The 18,367-nt window shown below is 48.6% G+C and carries 24 protein-coding genes; 11 read left to right on the top strand and 13 right to left on the bottom strand.

The window, feature by feature from the left end:
• Window positions 1–110: 110 nt before the first annotated feature.
• From soxZ (QJT81_01340) to QJT81_01390, 11 genes are all read right to left on the bottom strand, one after another.
• Window positions 111–419, bottom strand: coding sequence for a thiosulfate oxidation carrier complex protein SoxZ (gene soxZ / locus QJT81_01340; GenBank protein ID WGZ94662.1), 309 nt, complete (start codon window positions 417–419; stop codon window positions 111–113).
• Between the two features lie 18 nt (window positions 420–437).
• Window positions 438–893, bottom strand: a complete 456-nt coding sequence (gene soxY, locus QJT81_01345) for a thiosulfate oxidation carrier protein SoxY (protein ID WGZ94663.1) — start codon at window positions 891–893, stop codon at window positions 438–440.
• A 180-nt stretch (window positions 894–1,073) separates the two neighbouring features.
• A complete protein-coding gene (soxA, locus tag QJT81_01350; GenBank protein WGZ94664.1) occupies window positions 1,074–1,928 on the bottom strand; it encodes a sulfur oxidation c-type cytochrome SoxA in 855 nt (284 codons plus the stop codon).
• Between the two features lie 12 nt (window positions 1,929–1,940).
• Window positions 1,941–2,249, bottom strand: coding sequence for a thiosulfate oxidation carrier complex protein SoxZ (gene soxZ, locus QJT81_01355; GenBank protein WGZ94665.1), 309 nt, complete (start codon window positions 2,247–2,249; stop codon window positions 1,941–1,943).
• Window positions 2,250–2,266: 17 nt separating this feature from the next.
• Window positions 2,267–2,722, bottom strand: a complete 456-nt coding sequence (gene soxY / locus QJT81_01360) for a thiosulfate oxidation carrier protein SoxY (GenBank protein ID WGZ94666.1) — start codon at window positions 2,720–2,722, stop codon at window positions 2,267–2,269.
• Window positions 2,723–2,758: 36 nt separating this feature from the next.
• Window positions 2,759–3,169, bottom strand: a complete 411-nt coding sequence (gene soxX, locus QJT81_01365) for a sulfur oxidation c-type cytochrome SoxX (GenBank protein ID WGZ94667.1) — start codon at window positions 3,167–3,169, stop codon at window positions 2,759–2,761.
• Between the two features lie 201 nt (window positions 3,170–3,370).
• Window positions 3,371–4,795, bottom strand: a complete 1,425-nt coding sequence (locus tag QJT81_01370; protein WGZ94668.1) for a M48 family metalloprotease — start codon at window positions 4,793–4,795, stop codon at window positions 3,371–3,373.
• A 76-nt stretch (window positions 4,796–4,871) separates the two neighbouring features.
• Window positions 4,872–5,360 carry a cyclic pyranopterin monophosphate synthase MoaC gene (gene moaC / locus QJT81_01375; GenBank protein ID WGZ94669.1) on the bottom strand — a complete coding sequence of 163 codons (489 nt, stop codon included), beginning with the start codon at window positions 5,358–5,360 and terminating at the stop codon, window positions 4,872–4,874.
• The gene (locus tag QJT81_01380; GenBank protein WGZ94670.1) at window positions 5,357–5,908 is read right to left on the bottom strand and encodes a DJ-1/PfpI family protein; all 552 of its coding nucleotides are present in this window, start codon (window positions 5,906–5,908) and stop codon (window positions 5,357–5,359) included. Before QJT81_01380 ends, moaC begins: the two co-directional genes overlap by 4 nt.
• Window positions 5,908–7,341, bottom strand: coding sequence for a S41 family peptidase (locus QJT81_01385; protein WGZ94671.1), 1,434 nt, complete (start codon window positions 7,339–7,341; stop codon window positions 5,908–5,910). The genes QJT81_01380 and QJT81_01385 overlap by 1 nt, the downstream gene beginning before the upstream one ends.
• Window positions 7,342–7,514: 173 nt before the next feature.
• On the bottom strand, window positions 7,515–8,747 hold the full coding sequence (locus QJT81_01390) for a peptidoglycan DD-metalloendopeptidase family protein (protein WGZ94672.1): 1,233 nt from the start codon (window positions 8,745–8,747) through the stop codon (window positions 7,515–7,517).
• A 179-nt stretch (window positions 8,748–8,926) separates the two neighbouring features.
• On the opposite strand from QJT81_01390, the gene QJT81_01395 reads away from it, so the two are divergent.
• The 6 genes from QJT81_01395 to gshB all read left to right on the top strand — a co-directional run bounded on the left by QJT81_01395 (window position 8,927) and on the right by gshB (window position 12,529).
• Complete coding sequence (locus tag QJT81_01395; GenBank protein WGZ94673.1) at window positions 8,927–9,271, top strand: metalloregulator ArsR/SmtB family transcription factor; 345 nt, start codon at window positions 8,927–8,929, stop codon at window positions 9,269–9,271.
• Window positions 9,272–9,368: 97 nt separating this feature from the next.
• Window positions 9,369–9,794 carry a rhodanese-like domain-containing protein gene (locus QJT81_01400; GenBank protein WGZ94674.1) on the top strand — a complete coding sequence of 142 codons (426 nt, stop codon included), beginning with the start codon at window positions 9,369–9,371 and terminating at the stop codon, window positions 9,792–9,794.
• The gene (grxC, locus tag QJT81_01405; GenBank protein ID WGZ94675.1) at window positions 9,791–10,054 is read left to right on the top strand and encodes a glutaredoxin 3; all 264 of its coding nucleotides are present in this window, start codon (window positions 9,791–9,793) and stop codon (window positions 10,052–10,054) included. The genes QJT81_01400 and grxC overlap by 4 nt, the downstream gene beginning before the upstream one ends.
• A gap of 21 nt (window positions 10,055–10,075) precedes the next feature.
• Entirely contained in the window at window positions 10,076–10,531 is a 456-nt protein-coding gene (secB, locus tag QJT81_01410) for a protein-export chaperone SecB (protein ID WGZ94676.1), read from the top strand.
• Entirely contained in the window at window positions 10,528–11,535 is a 1,008-nt protein-coding gene (locus tag QJT81_01415; GenBank protein ID WGZ94677.1) for an NAD(P)H-dependent glycerol-3-phosphate dehydrogenase, read from the top strand. The genes secB and QJT81_01415 overlap by 4 nt, the downstream gene beginning before the upstream one ends.
• A gap of 25 nt (window positions 11,536–11,560) precedes the next feature.
• Entirely contained in the window at window positions 11,561–12,529 is a 969-nt protein-coding gene (gene gshB / locus QJT81_01420; protein ID WGZ94678.1) for a glutathione synthase, read from the top strand.
• On the opposite strand, the gene QJT81_01425 is transcribed toward gshB, so the two are convergent.
• Window positions 12,526–12,768 carry a YdcH family protein gene (locus tag QJT81_01425; protein WGZ94679.1) on the bottom strand — a complete coding sequence of 81 codons (243 nt, stop codon included), beginning with the start codon at window positions 12,766–12,768 and terminating at the stop codon, window positions 12,526–12,528. The two genes, gshB and QJT81_01425, sit on opposite strands and share 4 nt — an antisense overlap.
• A 125-nt stretch (window positions 12,769–12,893) precedes the next feature.
• On the opposite strand from QJT81_01425, the gene QJT81_01430 reads away from it, so the two are divergent.
• From QJT81_01430 to QJT81_01440, 3 genes are all read left to right on the top strand, one after another.
• The gene (locus QJT81_01430) at window positions 12,894–13,313 is read left to right on the top strand and encodes an OsmC family protein (GenBank protein ID WGZ94680.1); all 420 of its coding nucleotides are present in this window, start codon (window positions 12,894–12,896) and stop codon (window positions 13,311–13,313) included.
• A 115-nt stretch (window positions 13,314–13,428) separates the two neighbouring features.
• Entirely contained in the window at window positions 13,429–14,247 is an 819-nt protein-coding gene (gene speD, locus QJT81_01435; protein WGZ94681.1) for an adenosylmethionine decarboxylase, read from the top strand.
• Between the two features lie 298 nt (window positions 14,248–14,545).
• Entirely contained in the window at window positions 14,546–15,136 is a 591-nt protein-coding gene (locus QJT81_01440; protein WGZ94682.1) for a C40 family peptidase, read from the top strand.
• Between the two features lie 58 nt (window positions 15,137–15,194).
• Here QJT81_01440 and QJT81_01445 read toward each other — a convergent pair whose 3' ends face one another.
• Window positions 15,195–16,340: a DUF3530 family protein gene (locus tag QJT81_01445; GenBank protein WGZ94683.1), complete on the bottom strand. Its 1,146-nt coding sequence runs from the start codon at window positions 16,338–16,340 to the stop codon at window positions 15,195–15,197.
• A 138-nt stretch (window positions 16,341–16,478) separates the two neighbouring features.
• Here QJT81_01445 and QJT81_01450 point away from each other — a divergent pair, with 138 nt between their 5' ends.
• Both QJT81_01450 and QJT81_01455 read left to right on the top strand, forming a co-directional pair.
• Window positions 16,479–16,898 (top strand): rubrerythrin family protein, encoded by a 420-nt coding sequence (locus QJT81_01450; protein WGZ94684.1) that lies wholly within the window; start codon window positions 16,479–16,481, stop codon window positions 16,896–16,898.
• Window positions 16,899–17,018: 120 nt separating this feature from the next.
• The gene (locus QJT81_01455; GenBank protein WGZ94685.1) at window positions 17,019–18,362 is read left to right on the top strand and encodes a heterodisulfide reductase-related iron-sulfur binding cluster; all 1,344 of its coding nucleotides are present in this window, start codon (window positions 17,019–17,021) and stop codon (window positions 18,360–18,362) included.
• Window positions 18,363–18,367 lie beyond the last annotated feature (5 nt).

Raw genomic sequence — 18,367 nt, forward strand, 5'->3', positions numbered from 1 at the left:
GAGTCCTCCGGTAAAGCGTGACAGAATGTGGGCGTGTGTGGGGCAGTGGTCAGTTGTTATGGTTTTTGTGGTAGAGACGCAAGGTTTTGCGTCTCTACGGGCAGCGTAGATTACGCTACGTCAGCTTCGGCAGAGTCTTTCTCGCCTTTGTTGTCAGTCCACGCGAGTTTCACTTTGTCACCCGCTTTGCCCGCGTAGTTGAACGCGAGGTAAGGGTTCTTGGAGACAGAGCCACCCCACTTGGCGGTCAGGATAGTTTTGTCACCCGCCGTGACCACGATGTCCTGAATGAAATGCGCCGGAACCAGTTCGCCGGTTTTCTTGTCTTTGCGCTGCCCGGTTTCCATCGGGTGTGTCATGAGTGCTTTGACTTCAACAACATCGCCTTTGGCAGCGGCTTTAAGTTTAATACTAGACATGATCAATGCTCCTCTGAATTAGCCGCCGCAGCCGCCGATAGTGACTTTAACTTCTTGCTTGGCGGTGTACGATTTGTCACCGGCTTTAGCAATCGCAACCACGTTAGCGGTCTTACCCATTTTGATACGGGTAGACGCTTCGGGTTGTGTGCCTTCACCGAGGATGAAGGTAGCTGCCAGAGGGGTAGGGTTGCCATCTACCAGAATGCTGATTTCTGTTGTACCAGCGACGCCAGAAGTAACAGTGACAGGGACAACTGCCCCGTTTTCAGCGATTTCAGGGGCTTTGATTTTGATGTCAGCGGAATCTTCCGGGGTCAATGCCATGGTTTTCAGGGCTTCTTCCATGGTTTTGGCGTCAAATGCACCGCCGCCTTCTGCCATGACCATGCGTGGGGTCAGCAAGCCAGCGCTGACCGCAAGGCCAGCCGCACTGGCTGCTAGTGTGCCTTGCAAAAATGTTCTGCGTTTCATAAGTTCCTCTCTCCAGAGATGTTTTGTGAGCGTAATAGCGCTGAGAGCAAGCCACTCTCAACATTCAGAGGTAATGATGTTAGCAGCGCTAAAAATATTCCGTTTTTTTTATTCAAGTGCATAAAAAACCCAGCGTTAAGCCGGGTTCAAGTCGATTGTCAGATCGAACGTAAGGTGTGCTTACTTACGTGAGCCGGGGCCGTTCCATTCCAAGCCATTAGACATATAAGTCAGGAAATATTCCAATGCTTTATATTCATCACTTTGAGCCTTGAAATTGGCAGCACGTACCATGGTGTTGCAACCCATGAAACGGTTATGCAGGGTGGTGATTTCACCATCCGCAGACCGGTAAGTCGGCCAGTGGGTGACATGACCAACCGCAGGGCTAAGCAAATCCGCACGGATCATTTTACCTGCATTATTGGTGTGGCAATCTGCACAAGACATATTCAACTGACCACGTTTGGCGTAGTAGAAGTTTTTGCCTTTTTCGTACCAATCAACGGCTTTGCCTTCCGGAGTAGCAACGTTGATTTTTTCACCACGATTTTCCATCGCAATGTAAGCCATCAACTGTGCGATTTTACCTTTATTCAGCAATGGCTTGCCTTCCTTGTCAACGAAGCCTTCGCCGTCACCTTCTGTCTTACAGGCGTTTAATGCGCCTTCAGCCGTGACGATAGTGTCTTTCTCAGCATCGTAGTAAGGGTATTTGGTGCGGATGGATTTGATGTCACCCATGCAATCCGCATAGGTTTTGCCATTTTTAAAAGGTGTTTCCCAGATGGTTTTTCCCGCATCAATGTCGGGTTCGTAAGGAGGGAATGACGATTCCATTTCTTCCCATTGGGCTTTCAAGTTGGCATCCAAGGCATAAGCACCGTCTTTAAAATCTTCAAATGGTATGTCTTTGAATGCTGTCTTGAAATGGTCTTGGAATGCAGTCAAATCTTCGGCAGGGTCTGCGTGTACGGCGTTGATTGCTGCGAATGACAAAGACATCGCAACTGCTGCTGTCAATACTTTTTTCATGAAAACCTCCAGTTAAGCAACGTCAGCTTCGGCAGAGTCTTTCTCGCCTTTGTTGTCAGTCCAAGCGAGTTTCACTTTGTCGCCTGCCTTACCTGCGTAGTTAAACGCGAGGTAAGGGTTCTTGGAGACAGAGCCACCCCATTTAGCGGTCAGGATGGTTTTGTCACCCGCTGTGACCACGATATCCTGAATGAAATGCGCCGGAACGAGTTCGCCGGTTTTCTTGTCTTTACGCTGCCCAGTTTCCATCGGGTGTGTCATCAGTGCTTTGACTTCGACAGTGCCGTCTTTCACAGCAGCTTTAAGTTTAATACTAGACATGTGTGTGCTCCTCTGAATTAGCCGCCGCAGCCGCCGATGGTGACTTTAACTTCTTGCTTAGCGGTGTACGATTTGTCACCGGCTTTGGCAATCGCGACAACGTTAGCGGTCTTACCCATTTTGATACGGGTAGACGCTTCGGGTTGTGTGCCTTCACCGAGGATGAAGGTAGCTGCCAGTGGGGTAGGGTTGCCATCAACAAGGATGCTGATTTCCGTTGTACCAGCCACGCCGGAGGTGACAGTAACAGGGACAACCGCGCCGTTTTCAGCGATTTCAGGGGCTTTGATTTTGATGTCAGCGGAATCTTCCGGTGTCAATGCCATGGTTTTCAGGGCATCTTCCATGGTTTTGGCGTCAAATGCACCGCCGCCTTCTGCCATAACCATGCGTGGGGTCAGCAAGCCAGCGCTGACCGCAAGACCAGCCGCACTGGCTGCGAGTGTGCCTTGCAAAAATGTTCTACGTTTCATAAGTTTCCTCTCTCCAAAATTCAGCAAATCTAGGTATTACAGACCTGAAATGAATTCGACAACTTTATCCAGTTGCTCGTCATTCAGAATCCCCATCGGGCCAAACGGAATCATGATGGTATTAGGATTCGCGACCCGTGCATCATAGATTTGGGCTTTGAGTTTTTCTTTATCTGGGAAACGCGCTGCCATTCCAATTAATGGTGGACCAATATTGCCGGGCAATTCACCGCCAGCAATCATGTGACACGCCAAGCAGTTGCCCAACCCACGATCAAATGCCAAGTCTTTACCTGTCATTTCTTTTTTTGCTTCTGCTGGTTTTGCTTCCGCTTTTGCAGCGTCTGCTTTTTTATCATCGGCTGCATAAGCAGACGAGAATACAGCGGTTAAAGCCAACACGGAAACCGATGCTGACATTACCAAAGTGCGAAAAAGTTTCCGCATAACGACCTCCTCTCTAAACGAAACATTTCGATGAAACGTGTTTCTCTACGCTTGTGAGATGGCTGGTGTAGTACATCTTGCCAAACATTGAGAAATATCAACTTTCGGATTGGGAGCTTAACTGATTGTGGTAAAACACGCAAAAAAACTTTAATAAAACCAGTGGTTTATATAAGAATATAATTATATTCTTATTATTGGTTAAAACTTGTCGAGTTGCTTTTCTTTGGCTTCCATTTGTTCAATGTCACGAGCCATGGCTTGAAAGCGGGCGCTAGTGTGTGCGGGGTTGCCGGGCAGTCGTGAAGCTTGTTCGAGAATGGCTTTGGCGTGTTTGTATTCGCCCATGCGAATACTACGCTCCGCAGCGGAGCGATAGGCTTCGGCTGGTTGTCCTGCTTGTTCGGCAACCCGTTGGCGAATTTCGAGGAACTCTAAACTGGTTTGCTCAGTGAGTTGCGTTTGCTTAATCAGTTGCCATGCTTGAGGGGCTTTTTTATTGGCGAGCAAGGCTTCTGCGAGTGGGGCGAGTAAATCTTCTTGACTGGGATAAGCGGTTACTAAAGGGGTCAACAGGGTTTCAGTCTCGGCATGACGCCGGGTTGCATTCAAGGCGGCAGCAATGGTTAAGGCGACAGGGAGTTGGCGTGATTGCGTACCGAGTGTTTGCAAGGTGGCGTTTGGATTACCCCGGCGTAATTGGCTGACAGCTTGAGCATATTGTACGAGTTGTGGGATGCCTTCTGTAACCGCAGGCGAGTTTGGGGCAGTTAGGGCGCGAAGTTTTTCGCGGGCATACAAGTAGTCGTTGTCTTCGTGCACGGTACGCTTGCCCATTTGATTGGCTTGGGCGCGGGTATCACTGAGGCGATCAATGCTTTGCGGGTGAGTGCGCAAATATTGAGTAATATCACCGTGTAGGTCAGAGGTGCGTCTGTCCAGTTTTTCCATGAAAAGTGGCATGGCTTGTGGGTCTAGCCCTGCACTGGCAAGGATGCGTAAGCCTGTGCGGTCGGCTTCGGTTTCCATTTGGCGACTGAAGCTCAGTTGACGGTGCAGTTGGGTAGCAATCGTGCTGCTAATAATGGCTTGTGCTGCTTCCGGGCTTTTGGAGGCTGCTGCCGCTCCTGCGAGTACTCCCAGCCCCGTCATGAGTGGATTGCCTTTTTGACCTGCCAGCATTCTGGCGATGTGACGCTGGGAAACGTGGGCAATTTCATGGGCGACCACAGCGGCTAATTCACTTTCAGAGCGGGTGTTGAGAATTAACCCGGAATGGATGACGATGACGCCACCGGGCATGGCGTAAGCATTGATTTCGGGGTCTTTGACAATCAGGAAGTAGTAATTGCCACCACCGGGTGCATGGGCGGTAAGGCGATTGCCGAGGGCGCGTAGCCAGCCGCTGAGTTCGGGGTCTTCGATGATGGGTTCACGACCCCGCAATTCACGGATAAGTTTAATGCCTAATAGGGATTCTTGCGTGCTGCTGAGGGTATTGCTGGCGGGGTCTCCTAGATCAGGAATATTGATGCTGGGTAATTCCAGATCGAGTGCCGCTTGGCTGCTGGTAGTGAGACTTAAGCAGAGGGCTATTAAGCTGGCATTGATTAGGTGTTTCATCATTAATCGAGCTTCCGGGTTGGCTTAGCTAACTATAGCCGTAATGCCCTAAAAAGTATGTTTTCCCTTGTATCGCAGGCTATGATGTTGCAGGTTGAGTCCAATCCCCGGATTTTCCACCGGATTTTTTTAGCAGGCGAATGCCTTCCATCGACATGCCTTTATCAATGGCTTTACACATATCGTAAATGGTGAGTAAGGTGATTTGTACCGCAGTCAGTGCCTCCATCTCGACACCTGTTTGTCCGCGTGTTTCTACGCTGACGCGACAGTGGACGGATGCTGTGCTTGTCTGAGGGGTCAATTCAATGTCGACTTTGGTCAGGGCGAGCGGGTGACACAGCGGAATCAAATCGGCAGTTTTTTTTGCTGCCATAATGCCTGCAATACGGGCAATACCCAGTACATCACCTTTTTTATGGTCGCCTTGCAGGATTTTTTCCAAGGTTTGTGGTTGCATGTCGATGCGCCCTTCCGCCACAGCGATGCGGTGGGTGAAGTGTTTTCCCCCAACATCAACCATGTGTGCTTGCCCTTGAGCATTGAAATGGGTGAGTTGGTCATTCATGGGCGTTGTAAACCTGCTTCCACTCGGTCACGGACAGTCTTATCTGTCAATAGCTCGATAAGCTGTAAGCTAAAATCCATGGCAGTGCCGGGGCCGCGCGATGTAATGACCTTGCCATCTATAACCATCGGTTGTTGAGTCAGGTGTACGTGACTCGTGTCGATAGCAGCAAGAGCACCGGGGTAAGCTGTCAGGGTGCGCCCTTTTAGGATGCCATTTTCAACCAATACTTTAGGGGCGGCACAAATGGCTGCAATATAGCTGCCTTCAGCCGCTAGTCGGTGAATTAAGGTGTGAATGCGAGCATCCGTGTTTAAGTTGTCGGCTCCCGGCAGGCCGCCGGGAAGCACGAGTAAGTCGAAGTGTTGCGCTAAAACGTCATCCAATAAGCAGTCAGCTAACAACCTTGTGCCGCGAGAGCAATGCACGGGAGCATCTTTCAGGCTAGCAGTGATTACCTCGATAGCGGCGCGTCTGAGCAAGTCAATCAGGGTGACAGCTTCCAATTCTTCGCAGCCGTCAGCTAGTGGAATCAGTACTCTGGGCATTACATGACCTTGCCGTTACTGGCTTCTGCTGTGGCAGGTTCAGGTTTTAAGCGTGTTTGTACTAAATCCATGCCTTTAAGAATATTCAGTGCTTCAAAGAGCTGATAGTCGTCTTCCGCCAAGGGTGATTTGGCTTTGTCGGCTTCGATAGCCTTGTCTGTCTTTTCCTCTGATTTAACCGGTGCTGTTTCAGGCTTTTCCTCAGTTGGTTTGGCCTTTTTCTCGGTTTGATCTTTGCCGTTGGGGTTGCTGAGGTGTTTGCTTAAATTGGCTTCTGATACCGGATCGAGTATTTCGTCAGTGCCTTCGGCGTCTTCTTTCACTTTAAGTGCTTTGAGTTCAATGTCAGGTGCAATGCCTTCTGCTTGGATGGAGCGCCCAGAAGGGGTGAAGTAGCGTGCAGTGGTGAGCTTGACTGCTGTTTTCTCATCCAATTGCAGGACAGTTTGTACTGAGCCTTTGCCAAAGGTTTTTTGCCCAACAATCAACGCCCGTTTGTGGTCTTTGAGTGCGCCAGCCACAATTTCAGAGGCAGACGCTGAACCTTGGTTGACTAGCACGACAATAGGGGCATTGTCGATGGCATCGCCTTTTTGGGCGCTGTATTCCATTTTGGCATCTTCGACACGTCCTTCGGTATACACAATCTTACCCGAATCAAGAAACGCATCGGATACCCCTACGGCAGCATTTAGCACACCACCGGGATTATTACGCAAGTCAAGGATTAAGCCGCGTAAATTGCCTTTGTTTTCTTTTTTCAGGGCTTCAATGCCTTCCAATAAGGCTTCAGTGGTTTTGGCTTGGAAGCTGGTGATGCGGAGATAGCCGTAACCCGGCTCCAGAATGCGTTGCTTGACGCTTTTTACCTGGATGATGTCACGCTTGATGCTGACTTTGAAGGGTTTGTCTTTACCTTCGCGGACGATCATTAGGTCAATATTGCTGCCGGGTTTGCCACGCATCAATTTAACAGCATCGTTTAGAGTCATGCCTTTCACTGGGGTTTCGTCCAGACGGATGATTAAGTCGCCTGCTTGTAAGCCTGCTTTTTGCGCCGGGGTGTCATCAATAGGGGAGATAACTTTTACGAAGCCGTCTTCCATGCCGACTTCGATGCCTAAACCGCCGAATTCACCGCTAGTACCGACTTGCAACTCCTTGAACTCTTCCTCGTCCAGATAGGCGGAGTGTGGGTCAAGGTTGCTGAGCATTCCTCTGATAGCATTGGTCATCAGGTCTTTGTCTTTGACGTCTTCAACATAGTTGTCTTTGATGCGGGAATACACCTCGGAAAATTGTTGCAACTCATCTAACGGCGGAGAGTTCTCGACCGTTTGCCGGAAAGCGAACACATTGAGGCTGATGCTGGTAGTAACACCAATCAATACGCCAGCCATAGTGCCAGCCAGAACGCGGTAACGTGTATGCATAATCGTTTCTCTCCAAATATTTTGGCTGCTGACGTCCCTGTCAGCAGAATTATTTTGTTGCGGCGTTGCGTTTACAGTGTGATTTGCAAAACGATGCCAGTTTACCACTGTGTGGCAGAAATGCACTTTGTTGTTGTAAAAATGGTGAATTGTAAAATTATTATCGGTTTACTTTAACGGCACCAGCGTGCTGGATTTTGTGGGGTTGTACCCTGCCTGATTTCAAAATACAGGGCATCTCGGCTTTGCCCGCTGGAGTTACCTACGGCTGCAATGGTTTCGTTAGCACTGACGTTAGCCCCTTCTCTCTTATATACCGCGCGATTATAGCCGTAAAGGCTCATGTAATTGTTGTCGTGTTCAATGATGATTAAATGCCCGTAACCATCCATCCAGCCTGAAAAGGCGACTCTGCCTTTGGCGATCGCTTTGACTTTGCTGCCGCCAGGAGCCGCTAAGACAACACCGCGCCACCGTTGTTTTTCATTACGGGATGAGCCATAGCTGTGGATGATTTTACCATTCACTGGCCAAGGTAGTTTACCCCGTAGTGTTGAAAATGCTTGATTTGAGTGGGTATTGACGGGTTGAGGTGATTCTTCTGGAGATGCTTGCTTAGCAGGAGTGTTTTTCTTGGTGTTGGTCGCTGCTTGTTGAGGGCGAGATGCTTCTGTTTTCGGTGTTGTTTCTTGCACGCTGTCTGCTGCCTTACGTGCGGCTAAGCGATCGACGACGGCTTGTAGACTCGCCTCTTCCGCCTTCAGTTTGCTCAGCTTTTTCTCAGTGGTGTGGATGTCGCTTTTCACATTGATTAAGGCATTGGAGCGTGCTTTGAGCGTACTTTCAATATCGACTTTTTGTTGCTCCAAGGTTTTGTTAAGCGTTTGTAGTTGGGCGTTATCGGTTTCAATCGTGGTGCGCACAGCGTCAAGCTCTTTTAGCGTTTTTTGAACGCTTTGAATACGGGTGACGCGATTGTCATTTAAGTACTCGAAGTAGCGGATGGTGCGGCTGATGTCCGAAGGTTCGTCTTGGCGCAGTAGCAAACGCAGATGCGATTGTTCTCCTGCGGTATACAGTGCCTGTAGCTGCTGAGCGAGACCCGATTTCTGTGAGGCGAGTTCCGCATCCAGTTTTTGCTGTTTACGGGCAGAGTCTTCTAGTTTGACCAGTGTCGCCTCGATCTTTTTTTCTGTCTGATAATACTTGTCAGAAATGTCACCTAGCTTTTTCTCAAGTTGCGTGACTTCTTCCTGCAACTCGCGGGATTCACCTTTCTGGTTTTGTAAACTGTTGGAAAGCTGGCGAATATCGCGCTGTAACTGCTGTTGTTTTTGGGTGTCAGCAATGCTCGTGCTGCTCCAGGCAAGCAGTAGGGTGGCGAGTGGTAGTAAGTAAAATTTCACCGTTTGTCAGCATTCTTAGGGGTCTATAATGCCAACGAGTCTACCATAAGAAAGGGATGACACGGAATGCAATAGGGTATATTATTGTATTTGTCTATACTAATATACTGTAGTTGCCTGTTGTATAGTGCTTTTCAAAGACAGCAACTTAAAAAATACCATTTTCGATGAGGACATCTATGGGTAGCATTGCTCTCGGCAGTAAGTGTGACTTCACGATTGAAGATATGTTGGTCAAGGAAGAAGACATCGACCGTGCTTCCCGTTCTTTGAAAGCGATTTCGCATCCGTTGCGCTTGAAAATTTTATGTGTTTTGGGTGATAAAGAAGTTAGTGTACAAGATATCGTTGATAATGTGGGTACGTCTCAAAGCAATATTTCGCAACATTTAGCTATTTTGCGGGATAAAGGTATTTTGGCGTCACGTAAAGATGCAAATCGTGTTTATTATCGTGTTGGTGATTACCGTACCTTGCGCCTTATCAGTATGATGCAGGAAGTTTTTTGCAGCGCTCCGCATTGACTATCGGCTGACTATTACCAAAAAACTGTGATTAGGGGTTTACCTGCTTCTTCGTGATGTATATCTTTAGCCACTGTTCGTAGCTGAAGGGTTTAATGTGGAAGAGTATATTGTTTTCGCCCGTAGTCACCCTCTGTTGATTATGGGGTTGATTGCTATCTTAGGCATGATCATCTGGTCAGAGATCAGTCGCTTCACCCGCAAGTATAAACAAGTTAATACCACTCAGGCAGTGCAGATTCTCAATCAGGACGGTTCTGTGGTTATTGATGTGCGCGAAGATAACGAAGTGAATAGTGGCAAAATCAAGGGTGCTAAACACATTCCTTTAGGGCAATTAAAAAAGCGCATGGTGGAACTGGAGCAGGCTAAAAGTAAGCCTGTTCTTGTGTATTGCCGCAGTGGTAGCCGTTCTGCCCATGCTTGCAGTGTGATGACAAAAGCCGGTTTTGAAAACGTAAGTAACTTGGCTGGCGGCATTATGGCGTGGGAGTCAGCCAATCTTCCGGTAAGTAAACGATGAAGCAGCGCCCAGTACGCATGTATGCCACGCTTTTTTGCCCGTATTGTCTGCGGGCGCGGATGTTGCTCAAGAGTAAAGGCATTGAGTACGAAGAGATTAGTGTGGGGAGTGACGCCGAACTTTGGGCGGAAATGGAGCGTCTGAGTCAGCGTGATACGGTTCCGCAAATATTCATTGGTGATTTATCTATCGGTGGTTATGATGACATGGCGGCTTTAGACCGTGCGGGCAAACTTGATGCCTTGCTATTTGAATCTTAAATCCATTTGTAGGGGTATGCTATGAGCGAAGCTCAACCACAAGAGCAACAATTTATTATTCAACGCATCTACGTTAAAGATGTGTCGTTTGAAGCACCTAATTCACCTGCGATTTTCACCCAAGAGTGGAACCCCAATACCAATCTGGATTTGAATACCAAGGTCAATACCCTCGCTAACGATAATTACGAAGTAGAGCTGTTCATTACGATCACGGTGAAAAGTGATGAAAAAACTGCCTTTTTGGTTGAAGTCAAACAAGCGGGCGTATTCTTCATTCAGGGCTATGGAGCCGAGCAACTCAACCATTTGTTAGCTGCTTATTGTCCGAATATTCTGTTTCCGTATGCGCGTGAAGTGATTGCGGGGATGGTTTCTAAAGGCAGCTTCCCGGAATTGCATTTGTCCCCAATCAATTTCGATGCTTTGTATGCTCGCCGTTTACAGGAAGAGCAAGCGAAAGCTGGCGCTGCATGAGTGAACGCATCCAGTCCATCGCGGTTTACGGTGCGGGTTCATGGGGAACCGCGTTAGCGTTGCAATTGGCGCGTAACGGGCTGAATGTGTTGCTGTGGGATATTAATTCTGAGCACGTTGCTAATCTTAATCGGCAACGTGAAAATGCGCATTACCTGCCCGGTATTCCTTTTCCTGATAAGCTCCATTGTTCGGATGATTTGCCAACGGTGGCGGCGTTTGCGGATTACCATTTGGTGGTTGTGCCGAGTCATGTGTTCCGTGAAATGTTGCGGAAACTGGCTCCCTTATTGAACGCTGACGCTGCGGTTCTGTGGGCGACCAAAGGCTTGGAGTTGGAAACGGGTAAGTTACTGCATCAGGTGCTGGAAGAGGAATTGCCGCAATGCCGCGCTTATGGTGTGGTGTCCGGCCCTACCTTTGCGGCTGAAGTGGCGCGTGGTCTGCCGACTGCCATGACCGTGGCAGCGAATCAGTCTACGTTGGCGCAAGCTGTTGCTGCGGCGTTTAGTGCGGCGAATTATCGCGCTTACATCAGTAACGATGTGTTAGGGGTGGAATTGGGCGGGGCGGTGAAAAATGTCTTGGCGATTGCGGCGGGCATTTCCGATGGTTTAGGCTTTGGTGCGAATGCGCGGGTGGCAATTGTGACACGCGGATTGGCAGAAATCATGCGTTTGGGCGCAAAGCTCGGCGCACAACCCGAAACGTTAATGGGTTTAGCCGGTGTCGGTGATTTGGTACTGACTTGCACTGATAACCAGTCGCGCAATCGGCGTTTGGGTTTGGCATTAGGACAAGGCAAAAGCCGGGATGCTGCAATTGCTGAGATTGGTCAAGCGGTGGAGGGGGCTAAATCAGCGCTTTCCATCGGCAAACTGGCTGAACGTGCTGGGGTGGAAATGCCTATTTGCCAACAAGTTTACCGTATTCTTTATGAGCACTTGCCGCCCAAACAGGCCGTAAACGAACTGCTTTCCCGTGATTTGAAAGCGGAGTTCTGATCATCTACTAATCAGGGGTTCACGCATGAGCACCTCACCAACTTACGCTATCGGCATCATTATGGATCCGATCAGCAGTATCAACATTAAAAAAGACAGTACCTTTGCTATGATGCTGGAAGCTCAGCACCGTGGTTGTCCCTTGTTCCATATCTTGCAAGGCGATTTGTTTGTGGATGATGGGGTTGTGTATGCCAAGATGAATCCTGTGACGGTAACAGATGATCCACAGAGTTGGTTTTCGCTAGGTAAAGCATCGGTGAGGCCGCTGCATGAATTGCCAGTGGTGTTGATGCGTAAAGATCCACCGTTTGATATGGAGTATATCTACAGTACTTATTTGCTGGAATTGGTGCAAAAACGCGGTACTTTGGTAGTGAATCGCCCGGATAGTATTCGGAGTGCAAATGAGAAGTTATTTACCGCATGGTTTCCTGAATATTGCCCCCCCACGCGTGTGACCCGTGATATGGCGCGTATCCGCGAGTTTTTGGCGCAACAGCAACACATTGTGGTGAAGCCCTTGGATGGCATGGGCGGTTCGATGATTTTCCAGATTAAACAGGGCGATCCGAATAGCAATGTGATTCTGGAGGCAATTACCGCGCACGGCACACGCACCGTCATGGCTCAACGATTTTTACCTGAATATAAACAAGGCGATAAACGTATCTTGCTGATTGATGGGGAGCCATTTCCTCATGCTTTGGCAAGAATTCCAGCGGAAGGTGAGGGACGTGCCAATTTAGCTGCCGGTGGTACAGGGGTTGGCGTTGATTTGACTGAGCGTGAATTCGCCATCTGTGCGGGGATTGCGCCTGTTCTGCGGGAAATGGGGCTGTTGTTTGTGGGCTTGGATGTCATTGGTGATTATGTGACGGAGATTAATGTCACTAGCCCGACCTGTATCCGTGAGTTGGATACCATTTATTCCGCTAATATTGCCAGCCTGCTCTGGGATGCGGTTGAGTGCAGGCTGGCAAGCAGTGTTTAGGCCGTTTGTTGCAATATGCCGTACAGCTCATCTTTGAGGTGCAGACGACGTAACTTCAGACCTTCAACAAACTCGTCAGCGTGGACTTCGATTTCTTGTTCAATCCGGTGCAGTTGCCCGTCAACTTCGTGGTAGTCGTCAAATAAGCGAGCAAAATGCCGATCATTCATTTTTAAGCGATGAATCTGCTCTTTGTATTCGGGAAATTCGGTGGCGAGATCATGAGATTCTCCAAACATTCGTTACGCTCCTTTATTCATTAAATAACCATTTCAGGCTATCACAATACTAGGGTATTGAGTGTGAGTTAAGTCAAGTTCTGGACTGTGCTAGAATTCGCTTTTGCTTATAACGGGAGCCTAGCATGAAAGCCAGAGTAAAGTGGTTGGATAACATGAGTTTCGTCGGCGAGTCTGACAGTGGTCATTCCGTTGTCATGGATGGTGCGCCTGAGTTTGGAGGGCGAAATCTTGGGATGCGTCCGATGGAAATGTTGTTGTTGGGTTTGGGCGGTTGCTCATCGTTTGATGTGGTACTGATCCTGCAAAAGTCGAAACAACAGGTATTGGACTGTGAAGTGCATATTGAGGCAGAACGTGCAGATAAAGATCCCAAAGTTTTCACCCGTATTCACCTGCATTTTGTGGTTAGCGGACGTAACTTATCAGGGGAAAAAGTAGAGAGGGCGGTTAAATTATCCGCAGAAAAATATTGTTCCGCGTCAATTATGTTGGGAAAAACCGCTGAAATTACTCATGATTTTGAGGTAATTGAGGCTGTATGAAGCATTTATTTCACTTGCACGCGGGGGCATAGTTTTGCATAGTTCACTCCCATGCCAGTTGTTGGCCAACTGGCTGATTTTTTTATGCTACGCCTGACAAAGAGGATGATCAGAATTGGTTGAGCGTCATCAAAAGCAGATTCGCCTGCACGGGTTTAATAACCTAACGAAAACCTTAAGTTTTAACATTTACGACATCTGCTACGCAAGGAGTCCGGCTCACCGTGAAGAATACCTCGCGTACATTGATGAAGAATACAATGCTGACCGTTTGACCAAAATCCTCACGGATGTGGCGGACATCATCGGTGCTAATATTTTGAACGTGGCTCGTCAGGATTACGATCCCCAAGGCGCGAGTGTCACTATTCTGGTTTCGGAAGAACCTGTTCTGTCAGAAGAAAAAATCAGTGCATCGACTTCGGCACGCCCCGGCCCTTATCCAGAAGATGTGGTGGCACATCTGGATAAAAGCCACCTGACGGTACATACCTACCCGGAAAGTCACCCTGATAATGGGATTAGTACATTCCGTGCGGATATTGATGTATCGACATGCGGTCGTATCTCGCCGCTGAAAGCATTGAATTACTTAATACATAGTTTAGAGTCCGATATTGTCATTATGGACTATCGGGTGCGTGGTTTTACCCGTGATGTGAAAGGCAAAAAGCACTTCATCGACCATAAGATCAACTCTATCCAAAACTTCTTGTCACCCGAAACAAAACGTAATTACTCCATGTTGGATGTGAATGTTTACCAGGAAAATATCTTTCACACTAAAATGATGTTGAAGGAGTTTGAACTGGATAACTATTTGTTTGGTCTTGGAAAAAATGACTATTTTGAAAAAGATTTGAAACAAATCGAAATGCAGTTACGCAAAGAAATGAAAGAGATTTTTTACGGTAGAAATACAGGTAGTTTTTAATAAAGAAAATGCCTGTATATAGCTGCTGGGGCTCGCAGTAAGTGTTGCTGATGTAGTCTTTGTTGTGAATACTGAACGATCAAAACAAGCCAGTTTGTTGTTTAATAGCAACAAATTGGTAAAATTAAAACAATTGAAAGATTCAATAATTGACTTGATTAAATGTTGATCGTTATGGTTGTTTTGGTTGTAGATACTCTGTTAACGTTCGCCCTATGACGTTATGTAGTGTGTAAAAAACGTCATAAAACAACATTGTTCTATACGAAAGAACGCTGAAAAGGTTATACAAGAGATTATGAGTAGTGTTAGTGTAAAGCCGTTAGCCCTGTTAAGCGTAGGGGCTGTGGCATTGTTACTGGCTGGCTGTAATTCTGAAAATGTTAAAACTGCGGAAGCAGAACAAGCCAAGGTATATACCGCACAGTTTGCGCATTCCAAAAATAACGTAGCAAATGTGGCGCGGATACCTGTTCAGTCCTCACGTGATACCAGTTTGTTAGATCGTGTGGTATGGAATGCTGAGAAGCAGAAGGGCAAAATGTATCGTTACGGTGGTGAAAGTCCTAAAACAGGCTTTGATTGCAGTGGTTTGACACAGTTCGCTTTTGAACAAGGTGCTGGGGTTTCTTTACCGCGCACGGCTGCTGATCAATACGCAGCATCAGTCAAAATTCCTAAGCATGAAGCCAGCAAAGGCGATTTGGTTTTCTTCAAAACCAGTGGCAAGCGCATCAGTCATGTCGGTATTTATTTGGGGGATGATAAGTTTGTCCATGCACCACGTACCGGTAAAGCCATCACCACCGACAAGCTGGAAGGCTATTGGGCTAGTAAGCTGGTGGGCTTCGGGCGTATTCCGGGCGCTTGTAAGCCTGCTTATTCCTAAATTGTTCCTCTAAAAAAGACCGCTGTTAAGGCGGTCTTTTTCATTTGGATGCTTGTCATTACGGCAAGCTGTTTAACCAGTTAGCGACCACGGCTGTGAGCGCATCGCCCTTGTCTTTGTAATAATGATCGGCATCGGGTAACACCATTTGTTTGGAATGGGTATTACCTGCTTTCTGCATCAGAGCCTGACGTTCTGGGGCAAGGCTGAGTACTTGCGGAAAGTCTTTTTCACCGTATATATCCAGTACCGGTACAGATAATTTATCCAGCGGGAAAGGGTGTAGCAGTTCCTGTTCATAATCGGTCGCCCCCATGCCTAGCCCCACGTAAGCAGCAAGGTCACGCCCGCCCGTCGCGTCTACCCAATTCATCGCCATGTGTGCGCCACAACTGTGAGCAGCCAATACAATTTTGGTAATGCCTTGTTGTTTCAAAAAAGCGACACCGGCGTTAATGCGTCTGTCTGCATTCGCAAACAGTGGCACGTAATCATAATACTTGGCTTCTTTTTCCAGAACCGGCATTTGTAAGGACAGGGTTGTCCAGCCCTTTGCCACCAAACCTACCCGTAAAGGGTGCGCAACATCTTCCCAGTCAGGGTGATAGCCGCGCCCGTGCAAAATAATAACTGCCCCGCGCGGTTGTTCCGCTGATGTAAGAATACCCATGAAATTTTGCGTGCCGTCATTCAGGTTAATGACTTCGCCTTCCATGATCGTGTCGCTGATTTCGCTCGCAAGGCGTTGCTCGCGGGCGTAATCAGGGGTGGCATTAGCATCCGGTGCCGGTTTGGTTGCAGCCGGTGGGGTTACATCATTTTTTTTTTCTTCCAAGGCATTTGGCTCGGAAGGTGCGGGAACAAGAGTCGGGGGAGCGGCAGGCATTGGAACAGCCTGCGGCGGCATCATCGGCGGTGCGACCGGTTGTGCCAGTGGTGCAGGCGCTACAACTGCCGGTACGGGTTCAGTCAGTGGTGCAGGCACTGCAACTGCCGGGGCTGGCTGTGCACCGGGCAATGCGGTATCCGCAGCAGGGGCGACACTTGGCATGGTCACTGGCATAGCCTCGCTTACTGCCGCTTCAGGGGCAGGGGGGGGCGCTGTTTCTGGTGCAGTGCTGGCAACATTCACAGGGGGGCGCATGACCATCAAGGCTAATACCACAACGGAGGCAAGCGTGTAAACGGCTGCGGCAACTTTCATGTTCCTCATCTCCTTGACGGGTCAGTGTTTGGTTAAATCGAATGAAACATTCACAATATACGATTGGAAGTGGGTGGTAATTTCACTTAGAGTATAATGCTCCAAGAGGTTTAATCAACCACACCGAGGAGTCCATGCATGGAACTGAAGGGAAGTAAGACAGAACAGCATCTGAAAGATGCCTTCGCTGGTGAATCACAAGCCAACCGCCGTTATTTGTACTTCGCAGCCAAAGCCGACGTGGAAGGCTACAACGACGTTGCGACCGTGTTCCGTTCCACAGCGGAAGGTGAAACCGGTCACGCGCACGGTCACTTGGAATACTTGGAAGCCTCTGGCGACCCAGCCACTGGTCTGCCCATCGGCCCGACGGCTGCCAACCTGAAAGCCTCTATTGCAGGCGAAACCCACGAGTACACCGACATGTATCCGGGGATGGCGAAAGACGCACGCGCTGAAGGTTTCGACGAAATCGCTGATTGGTTTGAGACACTGGCAAAAGCGGAGCGTTCACACGCTAACCGTTTCCAGAAAGCACTGGATAATCTGGACGCTTAATCGAAGAAAAATCCCCCTCAATCCCCCTTTTTCAAAGGGGGAAGCTCGGAGTCTTGAACTCTTCGCTCCTCCCCTGATAAGGGGAGGTTGGGAGGGGTTTCTTATTGGAGAACAACAAACATGGCAACCCCGATCCGCGAAGGCAGCCTGCAAGCCCCCACCCGTCACGCGCTGGACTGGAAAAACCCCGAATTTTACAACGAAGATGCCGTCCTGCACGAAATGGAGCGCGTTTTCGATCTCTGTCACGGTTGCCGCCGTTGCGTCAGCCTGTGCAATTCTTTCCCCACCTTATTCGATTTGGTGGATGAGTCCTCCACGATGGAAGTGGATGGCGTTGATAAAAAAGATTATTGGAAGGTCGTGGATCATTGCTATCTGTGCGACCTGTGTTACATGACCAAATGCCCGTACATTCCGCCGCACGAGTGGAATATCGACTTCCCGCACCTGATGCTGCGTGCCAAAGCGGTGAAGTTTAAAAAGGGTGACACCAAATTCCGCGACAAAGTACTGAGTTCCACCGATATGGTTGGCAAGCTTGCGGGTATTCCGGTGGTTGCGGGTGTGGTCAACAAAATGAATCAAAACCCTGCCTTCCGTAAGCAACTGGATAAAGTGCTGGGTGTGCATCCGAATGCGAAAATCCCGTCGTATCACAGCGATAAAGGTCGTGATCGTGTAGCACGTTACAAAAATTTAGATGAATCCAAGGCTGTGGCGGCAGGGCGTACTACCGGCAAAGTGGCGATTTTTGCCACCTGCTACGGCAATTACAACGAGCCGCATATCGTCGATGATTTGCGTAAGGTGTTTGAAATCAACGGCATTCCGGTGACGTTGCTGGATAAAGAGCAATGCTGTGGAATGCCCAAATTGGAATTGGGCGACTTGGAATCCGTTGCAGCGGCGAAAGAAGCCAATATTCCAGCAATGATGAAACTCATCAATGAAGGTTGGGATATTGTCGGCCCCGTACCGTCGTGTGTGCTGATGTTCAAGCAGGAATTGCCGCTGATGTTCCCCGATGATGCTGATGTACAGACAGTGAAAGGGCGTATTTTCGACCCGTTCGAGTACCTAATGTTGCGCCACAAGGAAGGCAAGTTGAATACCCACTTCAAGCAATCCTTGGGCAAGGTCAGTTATCACACGTCTTGCCATTTGCGCGTGCAAAATATCGGCTACAAAACCCGTGAATTGCTGGAGCTCGTGCCGGATACCAAGTTGGAATTGCTGGAACGTTGTTCCGGGCATGACGGCACGTATGCGGTGAAAAGCGAATTCCACGATATTTCGATGAAAATTTGCCGCCCGCTGTTTGGCAAAGTAAAACAAGCCAAGCCGGATTACTACGGCAGTGATTGCCCAATGGCAGGGCATCAAATCGAGAATGGGTTGGATGAGGGTATGCCTCCGCCAACGCATCCGCTGACCATGTTACGCATTGCTTACGGTTTGTAAGGAGA

Origin of the sequence: Candidatus Thiothrix putei, assembly GCA_029972225.1 — a bacterium.
Taxonomy (GTDB): Bacteria; Pseudomonadota; Gammaproteobacteria; order Thiotrichales; family Thiotrichaceae; genus Thiothrix; species Thiothrix putei.

Coding starts and splice junctions, on each gene's coding strand:
- soxZ (WGZ94662.1), bottom strand. CDS start 419: ATGTCTAGTATTAAACTTAAAGCCGCTGCCAAAGGCGATGTTGTTGAA.
- soxY (WGZ94663.1), bottom strand. CDS start 893: ATGAAACGCAGAACATTTTTGCAAGGCACACTAGCAGCCAGTGCGGCT.
- soxA (WGZ94664.1), bottom strand. CDS start 1,928: ATGAAAAAAGTATTGACAGCAGCAGTTGCGATGTCTTTGTCATTCGCA.
- soxZ (WGZ94665.1), bottom strand. CDS start 2,249: ATGTCTAGTATTAAACTTAAAGCTGCTGTGAAAGACGGCACTGTCGAA.
- soxY (WGZ94666.1), bottom strand. CDS start 2,722: ATGAAACGTAGAACATTTTTGCAAGGCACACTCGCAGCCAGTGCGGCT.
- soxX (WGZ94667.1), bottom strand. CDS start 3,169: ATGCGGAAACTTTTTCGCACTTTGGTAATGTCAGCATCGGTTTCCGTG.
- QJT81_01370 (WGZ94668.1), bottom strand. CDS start 4,795: ATGATGAAACACCTAATCAATGCCAGCTTAATAGCCCTCTGCTTAAGT.
- moaC (WGZ94669.1), bottom strand. CDS start 5,360: ATGAATGACCAACTCACCCATTTCAATGCTCAAGGGCAAGCACACATG.
- QJT81_01380 (WGZ94670.1), bottom strand. CDS start 5,908: ATGCCCAGAGTACTGATTCCACTAGCTGACGGCTGCGAAGAATTGGAA.
- QJT81_01385 (WGZ94671.1), bottom strand. CDS start 7,341: ATGCATACACGTTACCGCGTTCTGGCTGGCACTATGGCTGGCGTATTG.
- QJT81_01395 (WGZ94673.1), top strand. CDS start 8,927: ATGGGTAGCATTGCTCTCGGCAGTAAGTGTGACTTCACGATTGAAGAT.
- grxC (WGZ94675.1), top strand. CDS start 9,791: ATGAAGCAGCGCCCAGTACGCATGTATGCCACGCTTTTTTGCCCGTAT.
- secB (WGZ94676.1), top strand. CDS start 10,076: ATGAGCGAAGCTCAACCACAAGAGCAACAATTTATTATTCAACGCATC.
- QJT81_01415 (WGZ94677.1), top strand. CDS start 10,528: ATGAGTGAACGCATCCAGTCCATCGCGGTTTACGGTGCGGGTTCATGG.
- gshB (WGZ94678.1), top strand. CDS start 11,561: ATGAGCACCTCACCAACTTACGCTATCGGCATCATTATGGATCCGATC.
- QJT81_01425 (WGZ94679.1), bottom strand. CDS start 12,768: ATGTTTGGAGAATCTCATGATCTCGCCACCGAATTTCCCGAATACAAA.
- QJT81_01430 (WGZ94680.1), top strand. CDS start 12,894: ATGAAAGCCAGAGTAAAGTGGTTGGATAACATGAGTTTCGTCGGCGAG.
- QJT81_01440 (WGZ94682.1), top strand. CDS start 14,546: ATGAGTAGTGTTAGTGTAAAGCCGTTAGCCCTGTTAAGCGTAGGGGCT.
- QJT81_01445 (WGZ94683.1), bottom strand. CDS start 16,340: ATGAAAGTTGCCGCAGCCGTTTACACGCTTGCCTCCGTTGTGGTATTA.
- QJT81_01450 (WGZ94684.1), top strand. CDS start 16,479: ATGGAACTGAAGGGAAGTAAGACAGAACAGCATCTGAAAGATGCCTTC.
- QJT81_01455 (WGZ94685.1), top strand. CDS start 17,019: ATGGCAACCCCGATCCGCGAAGGCAGCCTGCAAGCCCCCACCCGTCAC.